The 23,615-nt window shown below is 35.5% G+C and carries 22 protein-coding genes; 17 read left to right on the forward strand and 5 right to left on the reverse strand.

What is annotated here, in order from left to right:
- The first annotated feature begins 459 nt into the window (after positions 1–459).
- Both HNS38_RS12075 and HNS38_RS12080 read left to right on the forward strand, forming a co-directional pair.
- On the forward strand, positions 460–2,574 hold the full coding sequence (locus tag HNS38_RS12075; protein WP_172281919.1) for a peptidylprolyl isomerase: 2,115 nt from the start codon (positions 460–462) through the stop codon (positions 2,572–2,574).
- Positions 2,575–2,653: 79 nt separating this feature from the next.
- Positions 2,654–3,148 carry a DUF5362 family protein gene (locus HNS38_RS12080; RefSeq protein WP_172281917.1) on the forward strand — a complete coding sequence of 165 codons (495 nt, stop codon included), beginning with the start codon at positions 2,654–2,656 and terminating at the stop codon, positions 3,146–3,148.
- Here the strand turns inward: HNS38_RS12080 and HNS38_RS12085 are convergent.
- The 4 genes from HNS38_RS12085 to HNS38_RS12100 are packed head-to-tail and all read right to left on the reverse strand — an operon-like array spanning position 3,131 to position 6,321.
- On the reverse strand, positions 3,131–3,958 hold the full coding sequence (locus tag HNS38_RS12085) for a transketolase (protein WP_172281915.1): 828 nt from the start codon (positions 3,956–3,958) through the stop codon (positions 3,131–3,133). The two genes, HNS38_RS12080 and HNS38_RS12085, sit on opposite strands and share 18 nt — an antisense overlap.
- A 5-nt stretch (positions 3,959–3,963) precedes the next feature.
- Positions 3,964–4,623: a DUF4159 domain-containing protein gene (locus HNS38_RS12090; protein WP_172281913.1), complete on the reverse strand. Its 660-nt coding sequence runs from the start codon at positions 4,621–4,623 to the stop codon at positions 3,964–3,966.
- Between the two features lie 10 nt (positions 4,624–4,633).
- Positions 4,634–5,338, reverse strand: a complete 705-nt coding sequence (locus HNS38_RS12095; RefSeq protein ID WP_172281911.1) for a 16S rRNA (uracil(1498)-N(3))-methyltransferase — start codon at positions 5,336–5,338, stop codon at positions 4,634–4,636.
- Positions 5,338–6,321 (reverse strand): T9SS type A sorting domain-containing protein, encoded by a 984-nt coding sequence (locus tag HNS38_RS12100; RefSeq protein WP_172281909.1) that lies wholly within the window; start codon positions 6,319–6,321, stop codon positions 5,338–5,340. Before HNS38_RS12100 ends, HNS38_RS12095 begins: the two co-directional genes overlap by 1 nt.
- A 133-nt stretch (positions 6,322–6,454) precedes the next feature.
- On the opposite strand from HNS38_RS12100, the gene HNS38_RS12105 reads away from it, so the two are divergent.
- From HNS38_RS12105 to HNS38_RS12120, 4 genes are all read left to right on the forward strand, one after another.
- On the forward strand, positions 6,455–8,236 hold the full coding sequence (locus tag HNS38_RS12105; RefSeq protein WP_172281907.1) for a M20/M25/M40 family metallo-hydrolase: 1,782 nt from the start codon (positions 6,455–6,457) through the stop codon (positions 8,234–8,236).
- A 9-nt stretch (positions 8,237–8,245) separates the two neighbouring features.
- On the forward strand, positions 8,246–8,644 hold the full coding sequence (locus HNS38_RS12110; protein WP_253916365.1) for a GtrA family protein: 399 nt from the start codon (positions 8,246–8,248) through the stop codon (positions 8,642–8,644).
- A 94-nt stretch (positions 8,645–8,738) separates the two neighbouring features.
- Positions 8,739–8,921 (forward strand): hypothetical protein, encoded by a 183-nt coding sequence (locus HNS38_RS12115; protein ID WP_172281905.1) that lies wholly within the window; start codon positions 8,739–8,741, stop codon positions 8,919–8,921.
- A 534-nt stretch (positions 8,922–9,455) separates the two neighbouring features.
- Positions 9,456–11,753: a TonB-dependent receptor gene (locus HNS38_RS12120; protein WP_172281903.1), complete on the forward strand. Its 2,298-nt coding sequence runs from the start codon at positions 9,456–9,458 to the stop codon at positions 11,751–11,753.
- Between the two features lie 98 nt (positions 11,754–11,851).
- Here the strand turns inward: HNS38_RS12120 and HNS38_RS12125 are convergent, their stop codons facing one another.
- A complete protein-coding gene (locus HNS38_RS12125; RefSeq protein ID WP_172281901.1) occupies positions 11,852–12,670 on the reverse strand; it encodes a choice-of-anchor J domain-containing protein in 819 nt (272 codons plus the stop codon).
- Between the two features lie 356 nt (positions 12,671–13,026).
- Here HNS38_RS12125 and HNS38_RS12130 point away from each other — a divergent pair, with 356 nt between their 5' ends.
- The 11 genes from HNS38_RS12130 (at position 13,027) to HNS38_RS12180 (ending at position 23,607) form a co-directional block, all read left to right on the forward strand.
- A complete protein-coding gene (locus HNS38_RS12130) occupies positions 13,027–14,232 on the forward strand; it encodes a DUF4407 domain-containing protein (protein ID WP_172281899.1) in 1,206 nt (401 codons plus the stop codon).
- Positions 14,233–14,631: 399 nt separating this feature from the next.
- A complete protein-coding gene (locus tag HNS38_RS12135) occupies positions 14,632–16,044 on the forward strand; it encodes an anthranilate synthase component I family protein (RefSeq protein WP_172281896.1) in 1,413 nt (470 codons plus the stop codon).
- 10 nt (positions 16,045–16,054) lie between these two features.
- Positions 16,055–16,639, forward strand: a complete 585-nt coding sequence (locus tag HNS38_RS12140) for an aminodeoxychorismate/anthranilate synthase component II (protein ID WP_172281894.1) — start codon at positions 16,055–16,057, stop codon at positions 16,637–16,639.
- The gene (trpD, locus tag HNS38_RS12145) at positions 16,636–17,625 is read left to right on the forward strand and encodes an anthranilate phosphoribosyltransferase (RefSeq protein ID WP_172281892.1); all 990 of its coding nucleotides are present in this window, start codon (positions 16,636–16,638) and stop codon (positions 17,623–17,625) included. The genes HNS38_RS12140 and trpD overlap by 4 nt, the downstream gene beginning before the upstream one ends.
- Complete coding sequence (gene trpC, locus HNS38_RS12150; protein WP_172281890.1) at positions 17,622–18,422, forward strand: indole-3-glycerol phosphate synthase TrpC; 801 nt, start codon at positions 17,622–17,624, stop codon at positions 18,420–18,422. Before trpD ends, trpC begins: the two co-directional genes overlap by 4 nt.
- Positions 18,416–19,039 carry a phosphoribosylanthranilate isomerase gene (locus HNS38_RS12155; protein WP_172346543.1) on the forward strand — a complete coding sequence of 208 codons (624 nt, stop codon included), beginning with the start codon at positions 18,416–18,418 and terminating at the stop codon, positions 19,037–19,039. Before trpC ends, HNS38_RS12155 begins: the two co-directional genes overlap by 7 nt.
- Positions 19,036–20,211: a tryptophan synthase subunit beta gene (gene trpB / locus HNS38_RS12160; RefSeq protein WP_216663709.1), complete on the forward strand. Its 1,176-nt coding sequence runs from the start codon at positions 19,036–19,038 to the stop codon at positions 20,209–20,211. Before HNS38_RS12155 ends, trpB begins: the two co-directional genes overlap by 4 nt.
- A gap of 1 nt (position 20,212) precedes the next feature.
- Positions 20,213–20,974, forward strand: coding sequence for a tryptophan synthase subunit alpha (gene trpA, locus HNS38_RS12165; protein ID WP_172281885.1), 762 nt, complete (start codon positions 20,213–20,215; stop codon positions 20,972–20,974).
- Between the two features lie 4 nt (positions 20,975–20,978).
- Positions 20,979–21,995 (forward strand): 3-deoxy-7-phosphoheptulonate synthase, encoded by a 1,017-nt coding sequence (gene aroF, locus HNS38_RS12170; protein WP_172281884.1) that lies wholly within the window; start codon positions 20,979–20,981, stop codon positions 21,993–21,995.
- A gap of 87 nt (positions 21,996–22,082) precedes the next feature.
- Positions 22,083–23,087, forward strand: coding sequence for a DUF1028 domain-containing protein (locus HNS38_RS12175; protein WP_216663710.1), 1,005 nt, complete (start codon positions 22,083–22,085; stop codon positions 23,085–23,087).
- 160 nt (positions 23,088–23,247) lie between these two features.
- Positions 23,248–23,607, forward strand: coding sequence for a DsrE/DsrF/TusD sulfur relay family protein (locus HNS38_RS12180; protein WP_172281882.1), 360 nt, complete (start codon positions 23,248–23,250; stop codon positions 23,605–23,607).
- Positions 23,608–23,615 lie beyond the last annotated feature (8 nt).

Genomic DNA, 23,615 nt, shown 5'->3' on the forward strand with positions numbered 1-23,615 from the left:
TTTATTAAAAAAACTCTGAGGACTGGAATTTTATTCTAGTTCTTGGAGTTTTTTTATTATTAAATCAAGATAATCTACTAGTTTCGTGTAGATATGAATCATAAGCGCTCCAAATCTATCATATAATCATTATACTATTCAAGATTAAAGTATCCAGAAAAACAAGAAACAATCTCATCAAATTATAAGATGTAATTAAATAATTGTCTCACAATAAATAATAGAAAAAATTACAAAACACCTATAGAAAAGAACTAATACTACTCATAACTCAAGTGGTGTTTTTCGGCTCCATAACCCATATTAAAAGCTGATAACATGCGATTTAAGCCCATAACACATGAATGAGAATACCTTATAAGCACAGTATTAAAAAACTAATTTCCCAAAGCGTAAAAAAATGTTTTTAATTTATCTAATCTATTGTACATTTGCAGCTTGTAAAAAAAATTAAGTTTTATGGCCGCAATTGGACAAATTAGAAAGCACTACGGATTATTAGTAGCAATCATTGGTATTGCACTCGCCGCCTTTATTTTAGGCGATTTATTTAAAGGACAAACCAGAGAAGCTGTCAATATAGGCGTAGTAGACGGAGAAGAAATATCCTACAGGGATTTTAGTTTAGAGGTAGAACAAGCTGTTGAAGCTGAAAAAACAAATAAGCAAAAACTTCAGTTAACTTCTTCAGAAGTATTCAGAATCAAACAAAATACTTGGAATAACATGGTGAAAGAAGTCATCATGAAAAAAGAGATAGAGGAAATTGGATTGGCAGTCACTGCTGATGAATTATTCAACTTAGTACAAGGCTCGAATCCTCATCGTTATATTCTTCAGTATTTTAAAGACCCAAACACAGGTGAATTCAATGGAGAATTGGTGTTACAATATCTTCAAGGATTGGATCAAATGCCTCGTGAAAGTCAATTACAGTGGATTGAGTTTGAAAGAGCTATTAAAGATGACCAATTGAACACAAAATTCAACAACTTGGTATCTAAAGCATATTATTATCCTTCAGCATTTGCTAAGATGGCAGATTCAAGAAAAGAAGCTGAAGTAGAGGTGAAATATCTTGCTCAAGATTATTCATCTATTGCTGATGATAAAGTTGAAGTAACAGATGCTGATTACCAGAAATACTATAATGAGAAGAAAGAAAGTTTCAAACAAAAAGAAACTAGAAGTTTAGATTATGTAGTTTTCAATGTAAAGCCTTCTGCTGATGACCGTCAGGCACAACAATTGAAATTTAATGAGTATTATGAGGAAATGAAAACGATACCTTTAAATGAAGTTACTGTTTTCACTAATTCTATATCTGATAAGAAATACGAAGACAAATGGTATAAAAGAGGTGAACTCCCTTTACAAATTGAAGCTACCATGTTTGATGGTGAGCCAGGCGCTACTGTTGTTCCTTACCTAAGCAATAATGCTTATCATACTGCAATCTTATTAGAAAAAGGAAACCGTCCTGATTCTTTAAAAGCATCACATATACTTATCGCCTACGCTGGTGCCACTAGAGCAAATCCAGAAGTAACAAGAATTAAACCTGAAGCTCAGAGATTAGCAGATAGTCTTTTAGCTATTGTTAAGAAAAACCCTAAGAAAATTGAAGAATTAGCAATTGCTTTTTCTAACGATGGTGGTGTTACTGAAAACAAAGGACATTATGATTGGTTTGCTGATGGACAAATGGTTCCTGAATTTAATCAAGCAATTTTAGATAATAAAGATGGCTCTGTTGTTTTAGTTGAATCTGTATTCGGTTTCCATGTTATGAGAATCGATGGCAAGAAAGATTTTTCTGATAAAGTAAAAGTTGCCAAAATGGAAAGAGAAATCCAGCCTAGTAACCAAACTTACCAAGATGTTTATGTTAAAGCCAATGAGTTTGCAAGTAAATGCAAAGTTTCAAGTTTCGATGCTGTAACTGAAGAAATGGGTTTAAGTAAAAGATCATTAGCTGATTTAGATGCTATGCAAGAAAATATCCCTGGACAAAAAGAAGGTCGTCAAATTATTATTTGGGCTTATGGTCAAGATAGAGAGCTTAACGACTTAGAATTATTTGATATGGGTGCTAGTTATTTGGTTACTACTCTAGCTAAAATCTCTGATGAAGGATATACTCCTTTAGAAGATGTAAAGCAAAAAATTTCTTCCGCTGTTAAGAACTTAAAGAAAGCTGATATGATTATGGAGAAGATGCAAAACTCTTCAAACAAAAGCTCTTTAGACAAATTGGCTGCAGAACTTAATGTTAAAGCTGAGACTACTAAACTAACTTTCGAAACCTCTAGCTTCCCTGGATTTGGTCCTGAAGCTGATGTTATCGGAGTAGCTATGTCATTAGATAAAGGAGAAATGGCTGGTCCTATCAAAGGAAGCAAAGCAGTATTTATGCTTGAAGCTGTTAATACTAAAGCTGCAACTGAAAAGGCCAACTATAAAGCGTTATCAGATCAAATGAGTAATAGATTCCTTTCTTCTGTTAACTTCAAGCTTTATAAAGCTATGGAAGAGCAATCAGAAATTGTTGACAATAGACATTTATTCTTCTAAAAAAAGAAAAAACATATTGAAAAACCTCTCCTAATCTTAGGGGAGGTTTTTTTTATTATATTCGTGAAAAATTATTAAAATGGAAAGTATATTTAATACTAATGAAGAAAAGTTTGAACTTAGTCCCTCCTCTATTCAACACCTTACAGAAGCTGCGAAATGGAGTAAATTCCTATCTATAGTGGGCTTTGTGGGCGTTGCCTTATTTATAGTTCTTGCCCTGTTTATGGGAATCGTTTTACCATCATTGAATGAAGGACTTGGGATGGATGCTTTTCAACAGTTAGGTAACCAAGGCAACAAGGGTAATATGGCCATATTTGGCCCCATCATGGCTTTCATTTATTTGGCTTTTGCCATCCTCTATTTTTTTCCTGTATTATACCTTTTCAATTTCTCTAAAAAGGCTCAATTAGCCATTAAAGAAATGAATAATGAGCTCATAGAAGCTTCATTCAATAATCTCAGAAAACATTTCAAATTTATAGGAATCCTCGTTATAGTTATCATTGCACTATATGCTTTGGCATTTGTTGGTGCAATTATGGGTGGAATACTAGCTTCCCAATTCTAGTAAGAAATCGTACAATTCAGATTTAGAAGGAGCTTTACCATGCCAGGTATAATCTCCTTCTATAGATTTTACGCCTTTTCCCATTAGGGTATGTGCAATGATTATTGAAGGCTTTTGGCTATTCTTTTCAATCTGTTTAAAAACAGATTCTAGTTCTAGAATATCATTGCCATTACATTCGAATACTTCCCAATTAAAGGCCTTCCATTTATCAACTAGTGGCTCCAGTTTCATGACTTTCTCCGTAGAACCATCAATTTGAAGATTATTTCTATCTACTATACCTATAAGATTATTTAATTGGTGATGACCAGCACTCATGGCCGCCTCCCAAATAGCGCCTTCTTGTAATTCCCCATCTCCCAAGAGACAGAAAACCCTTGAGTTTCGATTGTCTATTTTATTTGCTAAGGCTATGCCTACAGCAACTGAAAGGCCTTGTCCCAAACTTCCTGCAGATAATTCTAATCCTGGTAAGCCATGATCCCGACCCGGATGCCCTTGTAGGCGAGAGCCCAACTTTCTAAGACTCATTAACTCTTCTTTCTCAAAATAACCTGCTTCAGCTAAACTAGCATATAAAACGGGTGCCACATGTCCTATGGACAATATCAATCGATCACGATCCTCCGATTTTGCATTCTTCGGATCATGCTTCATTTCTTTAAAATATAAATAGGCCATTACATCGGCAAGACCTAATGACCCACCAGTATGTCCAGAACCTGCCTCGGAAATCATGCGAAGCACACATTTTCTAATTTCCTTTGCCTTATTCTCTATTTCTATACTCGAAAATTTCTTTTTCATCCTTCTTAATTTGAAAAAACATATTGCAAGATATTGGCGCCCATTTTTAAGGCTTCCATCCTTTTTTCACCAGAATCATTATGAACTTCTGCATCTTCCCAACCATCTCCCAAATCACATTCATAAGTATAGAAACAAACCAGTCTACCTTCATAAATCAATCCAAAGCCTTGAGGTGGTTTTTTATCATGTTCATGAATCTTGGGTAACCCATCTTGAAAATCATATTTCTGATGGTATATGGGATAATCAAAAGAAAGCTCTTCGAACTCTAATTCAGGAAATACCTTTTTCATCTCTGGACGAATAAAAGGATCCATTCCATAATTATCGTCGATATGTAAAAAGCCCCCGGAAATTAGATAATCTCGAAGGTTGGAGGCTTCTTGTGCAGAAAAAACTACGTTTCCATGCCCGGTCATATGAATGAATGGGTGATTATAGATATCACGACTACTAGGTTCTACTGTCTTATAATCTTGGTCTAAATCCATCTGGAGATAGGCATTACAATAGGCTATTAAATTGGGTAATGCTGTAGGATTTGCATACCAATCTCCTCCTCCATTATATTTTAATAAAGCTATCTGAACAGGTTTTTGAGAAAAGCTCATGAAGCTAATCATTAATAATAAAACCAATAGAACGTGTGTTTTTTTAACCATTATGAATTCTCTAAGATTGATTTATAAATGCGATACTATGACAGGCAACCACTGCAGCTGTTTCAGTTCTTAATCGAGAGCTAGAAATACTAACAGGCTCAAAACCTTTATCTTTAGCCTCATTCACTTCTTCTGGTGAAAAACCTCCTTCGGGTCCGATAAGTATCAATGCTTTTTCACCAGCCTCAACAAACCTATCAATACGATCGCTTTTATCAGCCTCACACCAAGCAATAAGTTTCTTTCCATCAAAATCTTGATTTATCAAATCTTTAAATTTCATCATCTCTTTCAATTCGGGATGCCAAGCTTTTAAAGATTGTTTCATAGCCGAGGTGATTACCTTTTGAAGTCTGGGCCATTTTATTTCTTTACGCTCTGAATGTTCTGTTCGAATAGGTGTAATTACATCAATGCCAATTTCAGTGGCTTTCTCCAAATACCACTCAAAACGATTAATATTCTTTGTTGGAGCCACTGCCATGTGAAGTTCATATGGCTTAGAATTGAAATCGCATTTGGTTTCGTTCACTTGAACCAAACATCTTTTTGGATGCGGATCAATAATTTCTGAAATCATCCAGTTTCCTTTTCCATCGGTGAGAATTATTTCATCACCCATATCTAACCTGAGCACACGAGCCGCATGTTTCGATTCCTCTTCGGAAAGCTGATAAGTATTCCCTTGTATATCTGGTGTATAAAAAAGATGCATTATTGCTTAATTATTTTTAAGGTTTGAGTGCTTTGAGTGTTGGTGAGTGACAAAAGATAGACTCCCCTATTGAGTTGTCCTAAATCGATATAATGATCATTCGAAGAAATTATTTCTACATGAATTTGATTCCCACTTAAATCATAAACTATCAATTCAACTGGCTCACCATTCAAACCATAACAAGTAATACCTTCCACAAAAGGATTGGGAGAGACCGTAAACAGAGAAGCAAATTGCTCATCAAGTCCCATGCAAGAGGTAATGAAAAACGAATTTGAAGAGACAGGACTGGTATAGACGCCTTCCTCCACAAATAAAGTAATACTATCCAACCCAGACCCACTCACAGGCGATACCATATAAGGACCTTGACCTTCTCCACTTAATATAATTAAACTCTCTCCAAAATTCCAATGATAGATAGCATCAGTATTGGCATTTCCAGTATAATTAACTTCATATGTGTTTTCATAGCACATTACATTATCTTCTTCAAGGCTAATACTAAAATCACTATGCAATTTAGGTAAAACGGTCACCACAGAGGAGGAATCCACAATTTCCCCAGCACTGATTACTACACCAAATAAATCGATAAATACTTCAATGGTAATATATAGCTTATACTCCCCCCAACTGTCCACTTCTGGTGTTCCAAAAACATTAACACATTTAGGGATTTGAGGATAAAAATCGCAGTTATTATCCTGACATTGATAATTCATTCCTGGAGGAATATTATTTATAGTCACTATTTCTATATGATCTAACACCACTCCCTCTTGCTCAGTTGGAGAAATAATTGTCAAGACTTGTTCGTAATACTCATCCTCGATAGCACTAGGAAAATCGGTAGGACAAAATTCACCATCTCCTTCAGGGTCGGTACAATTAGGGTCAGGAGTACATTGTGCATTTGTTATATTAATACTCAACAAAATGGAAACTATCAATATAATGGATTGTAGAATTCTTTTCATAGTTTAAATTTAAGTGCTTAGGCCCCATAATGATCAAAGAAAAACAATGAGATAATTATTGAAGGATTAACAGTTTTTTGATAAACAAAATTACTAAAAACTCTTGTATCTTTACAGCCTAAAAAAAACTCTTATGCTTAACAAAAATCTTATCATTAGCTTTATTGGTCTGCTGGCCATTATGCTCACCTCATGTGGTCCTAATCCTGAGATTACAAAAGAAGAACTTCATAATCATATCAGCTATTTATCATCTGATTCTCTTAAAGGTCGTTTCCCTGGAACACCAGAAATGGAATTAGCGGCTAATTATATCAGAAATGCTTATAACGAAGCTGGAATAAAACTTTTAGCAGAAAAAGGATTACAAGAATTTGAAGTCACCACAGATATTTCTAGAGGAGAAAACAATATGCTAAGTATTGGAGATTCTATTTATGCTGCGGGCAAAGATTTTGTTCCTTATTCCTTCACTGCCAACAAAGAGCTGAATTCTGATATTGTTTTCGCTGGATATGGTTTCAGTTTCAATAAAAAAGGTGTGGAATGGGATGATTTTGAAGGCATTGATGTAAAGGGAAAATGGGTTTTGATGCTCACGGGTGATCCTGAAATTGACAGTGCAAACTCTATCTATGCTGCCTATTCAGGGGATCGTGAAAAAACCTTAACAGCTACTGATGCTGGTGCTTTAGGTGTTTTATTAGTGAGTGGTCCGGTGATGGATACTAGAGACAAACTAATCAGCCTTCATTTTGATAAAACTCAAGGCAACTCTGGTATTCCGGTGATGAACATCAAGAGGAAAGTCGCCAATGAGATATTAAAAAATAGCGGATTCACCGTAGCTCAATTAGAAGAAAAGTTAAATAGTACTCGTCAAGCCCATAGCTTTACAATAGAAGCACAAGTAAAAGGAAGCACAGAAGTAAATCAAGTAAAAGTGAATACTCATAATGTATTGGGATTTATTGAAGGTACAGATCCTGTATTAAAAGATGAGATTATCGTTATTGGAGCACATTATGATCACTTAGGTTTTGGCGGACCTGAATCAGGCTCTAGAATGCCTGACACTATCGCTGTTCATAATGGAGCTGATGATAATGCCAGTGGTGTAGCTGCTATCATTGAAATTTCTGAGAAACTAGCTCAACAAGATAATAAAAGAAGTTTACTTGTTATCGCTTTTAGTGCAGAGGAAATGGGCTTATTGGGTTCTAAATATTTTGTGAATCATCCTGAATTTGATGTGAAGCAGTTTAAAGCCATGATCAATTTAGATATGGTTGGAAGAATGAAAGAAGACAATGGAATATTATTGGCAGGAGTAGGAACATCAATAGAAGGGGAAGCCTTACTAAAGAAATTAGAATCAGTGGATACCACTTTACAATTGGGCTATTCCCCTGATGGATACGGTCCTTCTGATCATGCTGCTTTCTATGCTGAAGGCATTCCTGTATTTTTCCTTTCTACAGGAGCTCATGATGAGTATCATACTCCATTTGATGATGTAGAGAAAATCAATATTGAAGGTGAAAAGAAGCTTTCTGATTATTCTTTTGCTTTAACTAATGAGCTTCTTAACATGGATAAAAGCTTGACTTACCAAGAAAACGATATGACCGACCAAAGAAAAAGAGGCCGAAGAGGTTTTAGCGTTACACTGGGAATTATGCCCGATTATGCTGGTGTTGAAAATTCAGGTTTAAGAATTGATGGTGTAAGAAATGGTGGCCCAGCAGACAAAGCTGGAATGAAAAAAGGTGATATTATTGTGGCTATAGACGGAAAAGACATCAAGAATATTTATGATTATATGCACCGTCTCAACACTTTAGAAAAAGGGAAAACAGCTTCTGTGGATATCATCAGAAACGAGGAAAGACAAATTCTACTCGTACAACTTTAACATTAGCCCATGCTACTATTTGAATTATCGCAAGAGCTGATCAGAAAATTCCTTAAGTTTGGTATTGTAGGCTTTAGTGGATTATTCATTGATTTCGGATTCACTTTTCTTTCTAAAGAAAAGCTAAGGGTTCAGAAATATTTCTCAAATGCTATTGGATTTATGATGGCAGCAAGTTCTAATTATATTCTTAATCGAATTTGGACCTTTCATAGCGAAGACCCAAAAGTATTGGTAGAATACAGCCAATTTATGTTCATCAGCTTATTAGGACTAGCTATCAACACCTTAGTATTATGGCTCATCGTTAGCAAGCTCAAATGGAATTTCTATATCGCAAAATTAGTAGCCATTGCTGTAGTTACTGTATGGAATTTTGGAGCCAATATATTGGTCACTTTTGCTTAGAGTTATTCTAAATACATAAAAATCGAAGATATAAAACACAATCTGGTACTTTAATACGTAAATATTATTGATATTTGCACAAAAGAAAATAATCATGGAAAATAAAGAACAAGTTTGTGTATTCTGCAAACAAAATCAAAATGAAGTACCATTGGTACAATTAGCTTATATGCAGGGCCAATATTGGATTTGTCCACAACATATTCCTGTATTAATTCATGATCCTGCAAAATTAGCAGGAATGTTACCTGGAGCAGAAAATATGAAAGCTGGATAGCAATAGCTACATAAAAGACCGAAAGCCTGACTTGTTCAGGCTTTTTTTATGCAAAAAAATAAGCCATCAATAAGATGGCTTATACATGAACTTGAGAATTTTGAACGAATCTAAGGTTAACTTTTTGTTGAATTTGACTGAATGAAGCTTATACCAAAGATTTCAAATATTTCCTGTCGCCAGGGCTTTGTTTTTCTGTGCAATTAATGTTTGACTCAATCTCTTTTATATTTATCAATATCCATCATCTGAAATGCACATTTATTTTACTAAATTGAAATACACCTGTTCGTTTCACAACAAACCAAATTATGATTTCAATTTTTATTATGATGATTTAATATAAAGACCTGAAAAAAAGAAAAAGTTGCCTCTTTATGTATAATCTTTTAATTTAATTGAGATTTTAGGCCCCACCAATCAAAAGAAACAGAAAAAATAGTACTTTTGAAAATATTTAATTAATGTTAATTTTTGACACATAATAATACCATCATAAATCATTGTTGATCTTTCAACGTAATATTAATACCCATGAGAAAAAAGACTCTTTTAAGCTTTTTATTATTATTTATTGGTTTAGCTTCCTATGCGCAAACTGCCGGTATCAAAGGTTTTGTCTATGAGAAATCAACTGGAGAACCATCTATTTTTGTAAATGTTTTTTTAGAAGGAACCACTATTGGCTCATCCACTGACGATAACGGATATTTTGTTATCAATAAAGTTCCTGCTGGTAGCTACCAGTTATTGGTGACAGCATTAGGCTATGATACCATAAGAGAAAGTATCACCTTAGCTCCTGGTCAATTATTAAGTAAAAAGTTTTATATAAATGAAGGAAGTATTAATCTTGAAACAGTATACGTTTCTGCTGAACGTCAATCATTAAAAACAGATACCAAAATCTCCGTTACAAAGGTTACTCCAAAGCAAATAGAACAAATTCCTAGTATTGGTGGACAAGCAGATTTAGCCCAATACCTTCAGGTACTTCCAGGTGTCGTTTTTACAGGAGACCAAGGAGGGCAGCTATATATCCGTGGGGGTTCTCCGATTCAGAACAAGGTATTACTTGATGGGATGGTGATATACAATCCTTTCCACTCCATTGGTTTATTTTCAGTGTTTGAAACAGATATTATGCGAAACGCCGACATTTATACTGGTGGATTTGGTGCGGAATATGGAGGTAGAATATCTTCCATAATGGATATTACCACACGTGATGGTAATAAAAAACGAGTTTCCGGTAAAATAAGCGCTTCTACATTTGGTGCGAATGTATTGCTAGAAGGTCCCTTAAAAAAACAAAGTGAAGATGGTGGAAGTAGTTCTTCATTTATATTATCTGCTAAGCATTCATATTTAGACAAAACCTCAGAAAGCATATATAGTTATGTTGATGAAGAAGGACTTCCTTTTAGCTATACTGATTTATACGGTAAAGCATCTATTAATATGGGTAGTGGTTCAAAAATAAATTTCTTCGGATTCAGCTTCAACGACAAAGTAAAAAACTATAAATCATTGGCCAATTTCTCCTGGAATAGTTTCGGAGGAGGATCAAATTTCGTAGTTATTCCAGCTACTAGTTCTGTTTTGATAGAAGGCCATGTTTCTTATAGCAATTATGAAATTGAATTAGACGAAGCGCAATCTACTCCTCGTAATTCTCAAATTAATGATTTCAATATTGGTTTGGATTTAACTTATTTTTTAGGTGCTGATGAACTAAAATATGGAATTGAAATTCTAGGATTTACAACAGATTATTCCTTTTATAATTCTGCAAATAGAAAAATTGAGGAAAGACAAAGCACCACTGAATTTGGAGCTTATGCTAAATACAAATGGACCACAGGAAGATGGATTATTGAGCCAAGTTTTAGAGTTCAGTTTTATCCTAGCTTAAGTACCATTTCACCTGAGCCAAGGTTAGCTATGAAGTATAAAGCAACAGATAGAATGCGAATCAAATTTGCTGGAGGATTCTATACTCAGAATCTAATTGCAGCTACTTCTGATAGAGATGTAGTTAATTTATTCTATGGCTTCTTAGCAGGTCCTGAAAGTATTCCAGAAACATTTGAAGGCAAAGATGTAAGTGATAAATTACAAAAAGCACAACATGCTATTTTGGGCGTTGAATTTGACTTAAGTAATAGGTTGACATTAAATGTTGAAGGATATTATAAGAACTTTAGTCAATTAACTAATCTCAACAGAAATAAAGTATATAACAGTGATACACAGGGTGTTCCTGATGAGTTAAAATTAGATTTCATAGTTGAAAAAGGAAATGCTAAAGGTGTTGATTTCTCTTTAAAATATGATTACGATAGACTATTTGTATGGGCTGTATATTCTTTAGGATATGTTGAAAGAACAGATCCACAAATGACTTATAACCCTCATTTCGATCGTCGACACAATATTAACTTCTTATCCAGTTTAAAACTTGGAGGAGCCTACGATTGGGAAGTAAGTATCAGATATAACTTTGGTTCTGGATTCCCATTTACTCCCATGGCTGGTAATTACGAGCAAGTTGGATTTAGTGGTGGAATCAATGAAGATTACACCACTACCAACGGTGATATGAGTTTCTTATATGGTGACTATAATAGCCAAAGATTACCGAATTATCACAGAGTAGATGCATCAATTAAGAAAACATTTGAATTGGGTGAATTCTCTACTTTAGAAGCTAATTTCAGTATTACAAATATCTTAGATAGAGAGAATATCTTCTATGTAAATATCTATAATCGTGAAAGGGTCAATCAATTACCAATCATGCCTTCTTTAGGATTTACTTTGAGATTCTAATAATAATAAAAGCTAAACTTAAGGCTGTTCAATTCTATTGAACAGCCTTTTTCATTATTATTAGGTAGATACTATACTTCTTTATTCTATTTTTTTATTTAGCTCATCCATTTTGACTTAATCACAATAAATCCACCAATTAAAGCCAGCGCAATAATCAAACTCCAATTGGAAACTGGGACTGGAGCAGCTTCAATGAATTCCACTCTATCTAATCCAATATAATTACTATTCACACCACTTGGCCCACCATTCTCAACAAAATATCTTAGGGCAAACCTCCCTTGCTCTCCATTAACTAATCCAGTTACAGTATAAGTATATTGCGTCCATACTTCTGGGAAACCACCCATATCATAATTTGAATTAATATCATCCAATAAAATATTAAAATCGCCTACTGAAGTGGCCGTAGCACCTACATCAATACTTCCACCGTTAATACTCATTCTTACTTGCAAACGATCAGGCCAACCTGAACCAGATACTGTTCGTGTATAAAATGAAAATGAATCTCCATTTTGCAAAGTTAATTCTGGGCTAAACATCCAATTACTTATGGTATTGGAACCTGCAACACTATTAAAATTCACACCAATATAGGCTGTTGTAGCACCATCATATGCACTAAAAACTGCATCGTTTCCTTGAAACCAGCCGGTAGCACCTAATGGAAGGCTGTTATTACTAAACGCCCATCCATCTCCTGCAAGACTTGTAATATCATCAAATCCCTCCCCAAAATCAGTAGTGCTTTTTTGATCAGGATTAGCTAAAGGTTTCCAAATATCAGGACTCAAGTTGGCATTTTCAGCATACTTCACTCCATTTATGTCATTAGACATTGTATTCTGCGCAGTAAGAAAACCAATACTGAAGCAAAATAATAACATTAATAAATTTACATTTTTTCTCATGATAATAATTTTTGATGTCATCAAACTTACTCAATATTTATAAATGCAGAATGGTATAATTGTTACACCTCCACATTGAATTGATTTATAAAGAGAATTTTACCATCAATTTTTCAACAAATATTGATTAATGTACCGGCAAGATATTCTGCACAGTCCTTGTGATAATTATATTACCAAGGCATAATAACAGAATATCTGCTGAAAAAATAAAATCAAATATAGTGAAACAATAAAGTATTGATAATAAATATTTTAACATTTACTTCACAATTTAAGAAGATTGAGTCCTATTGAAACTAAACGTAACCATTTCATCTACTCTTCATCTAATCAATGAAAACAAAAAAAGACAGATGGGGAATCAAATTAAGGGACTACCGAATGGGCATAAGCCAGTTCCGGGTAAGTTCACAAGAACACTATGGTGGTTTTCTACGGCCATTCCAGAAGTAATAAAAGACTGTACAACGGATAGATATAGAGCCAGAATTATTGGAGCAGCTGTTGTATTTACTTGGATTTATGCCACCGTAGCTTGGATGTATTTTTGGTCTTTAAGTATATCCTCCCCTTTCCTATTTGTTCCTCTTGGTTTATTGATTGGCTTCGGAATCCTCAGTATCGACAGAATGCTCATTGCAAGTATTAACAAGAATAAAAAGAGTAAAATTGCCATTACTTTTAGAGTTTTATTGGCTATTCTCTTAGGTTCTTTCATTGCCCAACCTATATTATTATGGATGTTTGAAAAAGACATTAGTCAAGAAATTTCTATTGTTCAGGAAGAAAAAGTACAAGAAAAAAGAACAGAGTTATTATCCATTTATCAATCAGAAAAAGAAGGACTTATTGCGCAGCAAAACAAACTAGACATTGATAAATCTATCAGATATGCAGCTTTAGAAAGGGCTGAGAAAGAATATATAAATGAAATTGATGGTACTGGAGGTTCAAAGAAATTTGGAATTGCTGGAATTGCTCGAGAAAAAGAAAAGGCCTATTTAAGAAGCCAAAAAGCATATAGTGCCATAGAGGAGTCTCAAAAGAAAGAACTCAGCAAAATTGATGATAGAATAACGAGTATCGATAGTATCGTCAATTATGGAACGGAAGATTTCAGAACCAATAAGCTCTCCCAAGGCTTCCTCATTCGAGTGAATGCTTTGCAGAGTTTATTTGAGAAGGACGAGCATTTTGCCCTCCAAAAACGATACTATCTCATTCTTTTAATATTGGTCCTCTTCGAACTCATTCCCATCATCAGTAAGCTTTATTTGCCCACTGGCTCCTATGATGAAAAAGTAAGATTACAAGACCAATTAGAACTACGGCTAGCTCAAATTAATCAAGAACAAAATCTAGATTTCCATCAACATACTTACCAAGTTGCACAAGAAGCTGACAAACTATTATCCTCTGAACTCTACAAACTAGCCCCACCAAAACAGCAAGAGCAATTAGAGCTCATGTTTGAAGAGTGGAAATCATCCCCTCAACAAAGTTTTGAGGAGTTCTTGAATCATGTCAATTTTAAATTGATGAGAAACAGAAATTTATAAAGTTCAAAAATTCAAATTCTCTTTGTTTATATTTTGGTTCGTTTCTTAGTCTTAATGTTAACAGAAGATTAATTTAAACAACCACATTTTGATCATTCAAAAAAATGTCTACATTTGCCTTCGAAATGAATAACAACATGAACATAAATAATTGGTGGCTTTTAGATCTATAATCTAAGAAGCAGCTATATTTATATAAAATATTTTACAAGACCTGCTTTAAGAGCAGGTCTTTTTTTGTGCAAAAAAATTAAAAAACATGACAACAACAATGACAATTTCAGCTAAATATTGGTGGCGCTACTCAGGAATCCAGACCTAAGAAGCCCCAGACTATTATATATATATACATCACATATAAGCCTGCTTCTTGCAGGCTTTTTTTATACCCAAGAAATAATGAAAAGAAAAGTTTACACCAGTTATTTAAAGACCATTGCCGACCTCATCACACCCGTTGGCGTTTATAGTGCATTACGCGATCACTATCCCAATGCCCTCTTACTCGAAAGCGCAGATTACCATGATAGAAGCGATAGTAAAAGCTTTATCTGTCTGAATCCCATTGCAGGTTTCGAGGCCACTCAAAAGAACTATGAGATACAATATCCCGGAGAGGAGGCTCAAAAAATAGTCGCTACTAAAAACGAAGACATCCTCCAATCTTTTAAGGAGTTTATTGAGTCATTCGAAGCAGTGGAGACTGACCTACCCTTCAATAGTTCAGGCCTTTTTGGCTATTCTTCTTTTGAGGCAGTCCAGTATATGGAAGAGATTGAAATGAATAACCCAAGTGATATTATGAAGGATAATCCCGATATGAAATATCAACTTTTTGAATTTATCTTGGTTTTCGATCATTTCAAAAATGAACTCTATATCACTCAAAACAGCATCGATAAAAATATCGCTAGTCCTAAGGGTTTGGATAAATTCAAAGGATTATTAAGATTACAAAGTGACCCAGGATTCAAATTCAATAAAGAGGGTGAGGAATCAGCAAATATTGATGCAGATACTTTTAAGAATAACGTCACTAAGGGAATTCAACATTGTTTACGAGGTGATGTTTTCCAATTGGTTTTATCACGCCGATTTCAACAAAAGTTCAAAGGAGATGACTTTAATGTTTACCGAAGTTTAAGAAGCATCAATCCATCCCCATACCTCTTCTATTTTGATTATGGGAATTTCAAAATCATGGGCTCCTCCCCAGAATCTCAATTGCAAATAAATAAGGGAATGGCCTATATCAATCCCATTGCGGGTACTGTATTGCGAAGCCAAAATTCTGCTGAAGATGCCGAAAGAGCAAAAGCTTTACAGAATAACCCTAAAGAAAAAGCAGAACATGTCATGTTGGTAGACTTGGCCAGAAACGACCTAAGTATCAACTCCGAAGAAGTAAATGTAGAGACCTATGCCGAAATCCAATACTTTTCTCATGTTATTCACATGGTCAGCAGAGTAAGTGGGAAATTAGAAAAAGGAGCCAATGGATTAGACATCTACGCCGACACCTTTCCTGCAGGTACACTTTCAGGAGCACCAAAATATAGAGCCTTGGAAATCATTAATGAAACCGAAACCTGCACCCGAAGCTTCTACGGAGGCGCATTAGGGTTTATGGGCTTTGATGGGAGTATCAATCATGCCATCATCATTCGCTCCTTATTGAGCAAAAACCAAACTCTCAATTACCAAGCTGGTGCCGGAATTGTTGCCCACAGTACTCCTGAAGGAGAATTACAAGAAGTAGATAACAAAGTAGCAGCCCTTAGAAAAGCCATTGAATTAGCACAAACCCTATAAATCAATTAAGATGAAAATATTAGTATTAGATAATTACGACAGCTTCACCTATAATTTGGTTTATATTTTGAAACAAAACCAAATACAATTTGATGTGATAAGAAATGATAAAATATCAAATGAGGATGCATTAAAATATGATGGTATTCTATTGTCACCAGGGCCTGGAATTCCAGAAGAAGCAGGAAATATGCCCAGCATTATTGAAACTTGTGCTGGGATAGTACCAATTTTAGGAATTTGTCTAGGCCACCAAGCGATTGCACAATATTTAGGTGGCGAAATCATCAATAGAAACGATGTGCTTCATGGCATGCAAACACCCATTATTCGCACACAAAAAGCATCTCCCATTTTTGAGAATGTGCCAGAAAACTTCGAAGCAGGAAGATATCATTCTTGGGAATTAAATAAAGAAAATATTCCTGAAAAAATAGAATGCACCGCTATAGATGAGCAAGGAAGCATTATGGCCCTTCAAAATTTAGAATTGAATCTTTTTGGCTTACAATTTCACCCAGAGAGCATCATGACCTCAGAAGGAAAGAAGATGGTAGACAATTTTATTGAAATCTGTAAATCTACAGCCTCATGAAAATGATATTAGAAAGATTATTTCAGCAACAAAAACTCAGCCGAGAAGAGGCCAAGGAAATATTAGGATTCATCTCCGAAGGAAAGTATAACACCAGTGAAGTGAGCGCATTCCTTACTGTTTTTCGTATGAGGAGTATTACCGTTGACGAGCTGAGTGGTTTTAGAGATGGTATGATAGAACGCTGTATTCCCATTAATCTAGACGAGTTTAATCCTGTAGATTTATGTGGAACGGGTGGCGATGGAAAAGATACTTTTAACATCAGCACATTGTCTTCATTCATTACTGCTGGAGCAGGGCTTAAAGTAGCCAAGCATGGGAATTATGGAGTGAGTTCCTCTTGCGGTTCCTCCAATGTAATGGAACACTTAGGCTATAAATTCACCAATCAAATCGATATACTTAAGCAACAAATAGATAAAAGCGGAATTTGCTTTTTACACGCTCCTCTGTTTCATCCTTCTATGAAAAATGTAGCACCTATCAGAAGAGATATTGGGGTAAAAACATTTTTTAATATGCTAGGGCCTATGGTGAATCCAGCATCTCCCAAAAATCAAATGGTGGGCGTTTATTCTATGGAACTTCAACGCTATTACAAATATATTTATGAGCAAGAAAATAAGAATTACCGCATTGTTCATAGTATGGATGGATATGATGAAATCAGCTTAACCGCTCCGACTAAGGTTATCAGCCCTGACAAAGAATATATGCTAAGTCCAGAAATCATCAGCAAAGAAAAAATAAACCCAGAAGATTTAAAAGGAGGTAAAACGGTAGCTGAATCAGCAAAAATATTCACCAGCATATTAAATGGAGAAGGAACTTATGCCCAAAACAGAGCCGTAATTGCAAATGCTGCTATGGCCATTAATGCAGTTCATTCAGAAAAATCCTTTGAAGATTGTCTAAATATGGCACAAGAATCTTTGGAAAGTAAAAAAGCACAACAAGCCCTAAAAACCTTAATTTCATCATGAGTATTTTAGAAAAAATAATAGCGACCAAATTAGAAGAAGTCGCCCATAATAAATCAATGACCCCAGTTAAACTTTTGGAGAAGAGCATTTATTTCGAAACCGAAAAAGTTTCCATGAAAGAATATCTGCTTCGCACAGATAAAGTCGGAATCATTGCCGAAATCAAAAGGAAATCTCCCAGTACTGGAGAGTTAAAATCAAACGTGAATATTGAAGAATTAAGCATAGGCTATATGCAAGCTGGAGCCACCGCACTTTCTGTACTCACCGACCAAACTTATTTCGGAGGCCAAAACAAAGACCTCACCGAAGCCAGAAAATTCAATTATTGCCCCATCCTCCGCAAAGATTTTATTATTGATGAATATCAAATACTAGAAGCCAAAAGCATTGGAGCGGATTGTATTTTACTCATTGCAGCCAACTTAAGCCCAAAAAGATGTATCGAACTCGCTGAATTTGCCCAAAAGATAGGATTAGAAGTATTAATGGAAGTAAATGCAAAAAATGAAATTGAGAGTCATTGCAATCCTCATATAGATATTGTTGGAGTAAATAACAGAAACCTCCACGATTTCACTACAAATCTTGAAACCTCCATGAAACTTTCTGAATTCATCCCTGAAGAATTTGTAAAAATTAGCGAAAGTGGTATTACGGAAGCTGAACAAGTATTACAACTGAAGGAATATGGATTCAAAGGATTCTTAGTGGGCGGGCACTTTATGAAAATGGCTGAACCGGTTGTGGCTTGTCGCGAATTGATTTCAAACATTCAAAACCAGTTATCATGTTAATGAAAGTTTGTGGAATGAAATATTCCGATAATATATCGGCTCTTGCTTCATTAAAACCCGATATGATGGGCTTCATCTTCTATCCAAAATCAAAGCGGTTTGTGGACAAAAAAGTTTTGGAGATGAGCTTTCGCGAGTTTGATAAAAACATATCAAAAGTGGCTGTATTTGTAAATAAGTCAGCTGAATTTATTGCTTCCGATCTAGTGGGATTACACTTCGACTATATACAATTACATGGCAAAGAACCCATTGAAGAAGTGATCAAACTAAAGAACTATGGCTATAAAATTATTAAAGCTTTTCCTATGAGTAATGCATTCGAATGGGATCGCACTGAAGCATACGAAGCCTATTGTGACTATTTTGTTTTTGATACCTCAAGTCCTAATCATGGTGGAAGCGGTCAACAGTTCGACTGGAATATTCTCAAAAACTATCAGGGAAAAACACCTTTTCTATTGAGCGGAGGCATCTCTATACAAGACATAGAGCAAATTAAAAAGTTTCAACATCCACAGCTTGCCGGAATTGACATCAACAGCAAATTTGAAATAGAACCTGGACTAAAAGATATTGACTTGGTTCAGAAAATGATTAAAGAATTTAGACGATGAAAAATACAAAAATATCAAACCATATAGACAGTGAAGGATTTTATGGCGATTACGGGGGAGCCTTTATTCCTGAAATGCTTCAGCCTAATATTGAAGAATTGAAATCTTCATATATTGAAATATTGGATTCAAAGGAATTTCAAGAGGAGTTTAAAGAGCTCCTTAGAAACTATGTGGGTCGCCCCACCCCTATTTATCATGCCAAAAGATTAAGTGAACACTATAAAACTCAAATTTATTTGAAACGCGAAGACCTCTGCCATACCGGAGCCCATAAAATCAATAATGCTTTGGGGCAAATATTATTGGCCAAAAGACTAAAGAAAAGCAGAATCATTGCAGAAACAGGAGCTGGACAACATGGAGTAGCCACCGCTACAGCATGCGCCTTAATGGGAATGCAATGCGTGGTTTATATGGGTGCCGTGGATGTGGAACGTCAATCACCAAACGTAGACAGAATGAAAATGCTCGGTGCAGAAGTCATTCCAGTACATAGTGGGAGCAAAACCTTGAAAGACGCCACCAATGAAGCCATCCGCGATTGGATTACAAATCCTACAGATACTCACTATATCATAGGTTCAGTGGTTGGGCCGCATCCCTATCCAGATTTGGTAGCCCGATTACAATCTGTAATAAGTGAAGAAATCATAACTCAAATGCCAGAGGAGCCTACACATATTATTGCTTGTATAGGAGGAGGCAGCAATGCCATTGGTGCATTCTATCACTTTTTAGACAAAGAGCATGTAAACTTAATTGGAGTGGAAGCAGCCGGCAAAGGTATTCACACCAATGAAACTGCAGCCACTTTAACTTTGGGTACTACTGGGGTTTTACATGCCTGCATGACTACCCTTTTGCAAACCAAGGACGGACAAGTCATTGAACCTCATAGCATTTCAGCAGGTTTAGATTATCCTGGAATTGGCCCTCAACATGCCCATTTACATCAAAACAAAAGCGTAAAATATGTAAGCGCTACCGATGAAGAAGCTGTTGCAGCCGCATTTCTCTTAACACAAAAAGAAGGAATTATTCCAGCGCTTGAATCTGCACATGCCTTTGCTTATTTGGAGCAACAAGAATGGGAACCAACTGATAGAATCCTGATTAATTTAAGTGGTCGTGGCGACAAAGACCTCAGTACTTACTCAAAATTTATTTAAGATGAGCCTACAAGAATTATTTCAAAAAGACCAGAAACCACTTCTGAATATTTATTTCTCAGCTGGTTTTCCTAATATAGACAGCCTACCCGAGCTTCTCAAATCGCTAGAGGAAGCGGAGGTTGATATGGTAGAAATAGGCATTCCCTACTCCGACCCACTTAGCGATGGACCAACTATTCAACACAGCAATAGCATAGCCCTGAAAAACGGAATTACTTTAGAACTCATATTTCAACAATTGGAAAGCTCCTCAAGTAGCATCCCGAAAATCATGATGGGATATTTTAATTCTGTGCTGCAATTTAGAGTGGAAGAATTCTGCAAAAGATGTTTTGAAAATGGGATTAGCGGAGTCATCCTCCCCGATTTGCCTTTGGAAATATATCAAAGGAAATACCAAGATATCTTTGAAAAATATGAATTAAGCTTTATCCTACTCATCACTCCTGAAACCACAGAAGAAAGAATCAGAAAGATAGACGAACATTCTACTTCTTTTATTTATGCGGTTAGTAGCGCCGGAACAACGGGCACCAAAAAAGGAATACAAGGTGCAGAAAATTATCTTCAAAGAATAGCTTCCATGAAGCTTAAAACTCCTGTCATGGTAGGATTCAATATCAGCAGCCCAGAAGATTTCAAATTTGCCAGTAAATACACCAGTGGTGGAATCATAGGAAGTGCCTTCATCAAACATATAGAAAACAGCAAAGATTTATCCCAAGACACCCAACAATTTATCAATTATATTAAATCCTAGAATCATGATTATTCAGTTAAATACAAATATAAAAGCAGGAGAAAACCTTCAACTTAAACAGGGTTTAGATCAACTCAAAATTCCATTTTATCCCGTCAATACCCAGTTGGGTGAATATCTCATTTGCACTCCTAATCAAGATTTCGATATCAGAAGAATTGGTCAACTTCATGGAATAAAAGATGTACACCGAGTAAATGGAACTCATAAAATGGTGAGTAGTAAATGGAAAGTAAAAAGAAGTATAATAGACATTGGAGATGGAATAGAAATAGGTGCTGGAGAAATGACGGTGATGGCTGGGCCATGCAGCATAGAAGATGAGTCTCAGGTATTAAAAACGGTGGAGCAACTCAAAAAACATGGTGTGAAAATCATGCGAGGAGGAGTCTATAAACCTAGAACAAGTCCTTATAGTTTTAGAGGTCATGGTATGGAGGGACTCAAAATGTTTCATGAGATTTGCAAAGCCAATAATATAAAAATCATTACGGAAGTGATGGAAACTGGACAAATTGACGCCATGGCTCCATATGTGGATATTTTTCAAATTGGTGCTCGGAATTCTCAAAATTTTAATCTTTTAGAAGCCTTAGGGCAAATTGACAAACCTGTGATGATAAAAAGAGGGATCAGTGGAAGTATTGATGAATTGCTCTATTCGGCAGAATACGTTTTCAAAAATGGGAACGAGAAACTCATTCTTTGCGAAAGAGGCATCCGTACTTATGAGAAAGCCTACAGAAATACCCTCGATTTAAATGCTGTTCCCATTTTAAAAGAAAAATCCCACTTGCCTGTTATTGTGGATCCAAGTCATGGAATTGGTTTGAGGAAACACATTGTCCCTATGACCTTAGCCAGCATAGCTTCAGGGGCTGATGGTGTGATTATTGAAATTCATGAAACACCCGACAAAGCAGCTACTGATGGACAACAAACCATTGATTATAATGAGTTTAATTCTTTAATGGGGAAACTGAATAGTCTTTCGGGTATTTTGGGTAATTGGTATAATTAGGCAAAGGGATTACTCCCCCTCCAAAAAACAATTATACAAACAAAGACTTTATTTCCTATTTTTGAGAGCACCAAAAAAAACAAAAACATGAACATTTCTATAAAATCCATTTTACTCAGCTTCATTCTATTATTAAGTTTGAATTCCTTTTCTCAGGATACCTTTTCTATAGTAGCTGTTGATTCAGTTACCGGAGAAGTAGGCAGCGCTGGAGCCTCATGTGTCAACCTTATTCCTTATCCTAACATGACCAATCACTTTTTGGGAGAATTATTCCCGGGTGTAGGTGCTATAAATTGCCAAGCTTATTATTTGGCAAACAATCAGGTGAATGCTCGAAACCGAATGAATGAAGGAATGACTCCATCAGAAATTATTACATGGCTGGAAGAAAATGATGTTCAAAACAATCCTACTAAAAGACAGTACGGGATAGTGGCTATGGTGGATGGTTCTCCAGAATCTGCAGGATATACAGGAGTAAACACAGATGATTACAAAAATCATGTGACGGGTCCTAACTATTCCATACAAGGGAATATTCTGCTAGGACAAATGGTTCTAGATAGTATGGAAGCTCAATTTCTCAGAGCAGAAGGCGATTTGGCTTGTAAACTAATGGCGGCACTTCAAGGGGCTAAAATGGTTGGAGCGGATACGAGATGTACCAGTAATGGTACCTCCTCACTATTCTCCTTTGTGAAAGTGGCTCAGCCTGATGATATTTTTGGAAGTCCTTCTTTTGTTTTGGGATTAAGAACAGCAAGTAATGCCGGAATCGAACCGATAGATTCTCTTCAAATATTATTTGATGAAACTCATTATTGCCCAAGTGTGGGTATAGAGGAGTCTAATGAGTTTGAGAACCACTTTACATTAAAACCCAATCCTGTTGAGGATATATTGTCCTTAGAATCTGAGCTAAATGGAGTATTCCAAGTTAGAATTGTAGATATCAATGGAAAACAAGTCCTACAAAGTTCTATTCTTAAAAACTTAAGTTTCGATGTAAGTCATTTAGATTCGGGTATGTATTTTCTTCAGATCTATAATGAGAAGCAAAATTTCATTAAAAAAATTATTAAAAAATAAATCAGTAAAAAAGGCTATCTAAAACATATTGAATCATAGGTCACTGAGCGGATCCAAAGTGACAAAACAACTGATATTCAATGGTCTTTCCGACTCCGTTCAACGACCGACATGATTTTTTAGACATCATCCAAATTCACAAAACCAAAATCAAAAGCTTATGCAAACCATACTCCTCATCATTAACGATGCCCCATACGGAACAGAGAAAGCTTATAACGCCTTAAGAATGGCCATGCGTTTACAACAAGATCATGGCGATAATGTAAAAGTAAATATTTTCTTATTGGCCGATGCCGTATTCTGTGGACTCCCCAATCAGAAGACTCCAAATGGCTTTTATAATATCCAGCGTATGATGAAGTCTGTGGTCAATAATGGAGCTGAGATAAAAAGTTGTGGAGGCTGTTCTGAGGCTCGTGGAATTGACAAACTAGAAACTATAGAAGGAGTCCAACTCAGCAATATGAAAGAATTTGCACAATGGACCGTGGATTGTGATAAAGTATTAACTTTCTAAAAAAAGAG

The organism is Lentimicrobium sp. L6 (genome assembly GCF_013166655.1).
GTDB lineage: Bacteria > Bacteroidota > Bacteroidia > Bacteroidales > UBA12170 > UBA12170.

Excerpts from the sequence above, each read along its gene's own strand:
- HNS38_RS12075 (WP_172281919.1), top strand. The coding sequence starts at position 460 with ATGGCCGCAATTGGACAAATTAGAAAGCACTACGGATTATTAGTAGCA.
- HNS38_RS12080 (WP_172281917.1), top strand. The coding sequence starts at position 2,654 with ATGGAAAGTATATTTAATACTAATGAAGAAAAGTTTGAACTTAGTCCC.
- HNS38_RS12085 (WP_172281915.1), bottom strand. The coding sequence starts at position 3,958 with ATGAAAAAGAAATTTTCGAGTATAGAAATAGAGAATAAGGCAAAGGAA.
- HNS38_RS12090 (WP_172281913.1), bottom strand. The coding sequence starts at position 4,623 with ATGGTTAAAAAAACACACGTTCTATTGGTTTTATTATTAATGATTAGC.
- HNS38_RS12095 (WP_172281911.1), bottom strand. The coding sequence starts at position 5,338 with ATGCATCTTTTTTATACACCAGATATACAAGGGAATACTTATCAGCTT.
- HNS38_RS12100 (WP_172281909.1), bottom strand. The coding sequence starts at position 6,321 with ATGAAAAGAATTCTACAATCCATTATATTGATAGTTTCCATTTTGTTG.
- HNS38_RS12105 (WP_172281907.1), top strand. The coding sequence starts at position 6,455 with ATGCTTAACAAAAATCTTATCATTAGCTTTATTGGTCTGCTGGCCATT.
- HNS38_RS12110 (WP_253916365.1), top strand. The coding sequence starts at position 8,246 with ATGCTACTATTTGAATTATCGCAAGAGCTGATCAGAAAATTCCTTAAG.
- HNS38_RS12115 (WP_172281905.1), top strand. The coding sequence starts at position 8,739 with ATGGAAAATAAAGAACAAGTTTGTGTATTCTGCAAACAAAATCAAAAT.
- HNS38_RS12120 (WP_172281903.1), top strand. The coding sequence starts at position 9,456 with ATGAGAAAAAAGACTCTTTTAAGCTTTTTATTATTATTTATTGGTTTA.
- HNS38_RS12125 (WP_172281901.1), bottom strand. The coding sequence starts at position 12,670 with ATGAGAAAAAATGTAAATTTATTAATGTTATTATTTTGCTTCAGTATT.
- HNS38_RS12130 (WP_172281899.1), top strand. The coding sequence starts at position 13,027 with ATGGGGAATCAAATTAAGGGACTACCGAATGGGCATAAGCCAGTTCCG.
- HNS38_RS12135 (WP_172281896.1), top strand. The coding sequence starts at position 14,632 with ATGAAAAGAAAAGTTTACACCAGTTATTTAAAGACCATTGCCGACCTC.
- HNS38_RS12140 (WP_172281894.1), top strand. The coding sequence starts at position 16,055 with ATGAAAATATTAGTATTAGATAATTACGACAGCTTCACCTATAATTTG.
- trpD (WP_172281892.1), top strand. The coding sequence starts at position 16,636 with ATGAAAATGATATTAGAAAGATTATTTCAGCAACAAAAACTCAGCCGA.
- trpC (WP_172281890.1), top strand. The coding sequence starts at position 17,622 with ATGAGTATTTTAGAAAAAATAATAGCGACCAAATTAGAAGAAGTCGCC.
- HNS38_RS12155 (WP_172346543.1), top strand. The coding sequence starts at position 18,416 with ATGTTAATGAAAGTTTGTGGAATGAAATATTCCGATAATATATCGGCT.
- trpB (WP_216663709.1), top strand. The coding sequence starts at position 19,036 with ATGAAAAATACAAAAATATCAAACCATATAGACAGTGAAGGATTTTAT.
- trpA (WP_172281885.1), top strand. The coding sequence starts at position 20,213 with ATGAGCCTACAAGAATTATTTCAAAAAGACCAGAAACCACTTCTGAAT.
- aroF (WP_172281884.1), top strand. The coding sequence starts at position 20,979 with ATGATTATTCAGTTAAATACAAATATAAAAGCAGGAGAAAACCTTCAA.
- HNS38_RS12175 (WP_216663710.1), top strand. The coding sequence starts at position 22,083 with ATGAACATTTCTATAAAATCCATTTTACTCAGCTTCATTCTATTATTA.
- HNS38_RS12180 (WP_172281882.1), top strand. The coding sequence starts at position 23,248 with ATGCAAACCATACTCCTCATCATTAACGATGCCCCATACGGAACAGAG.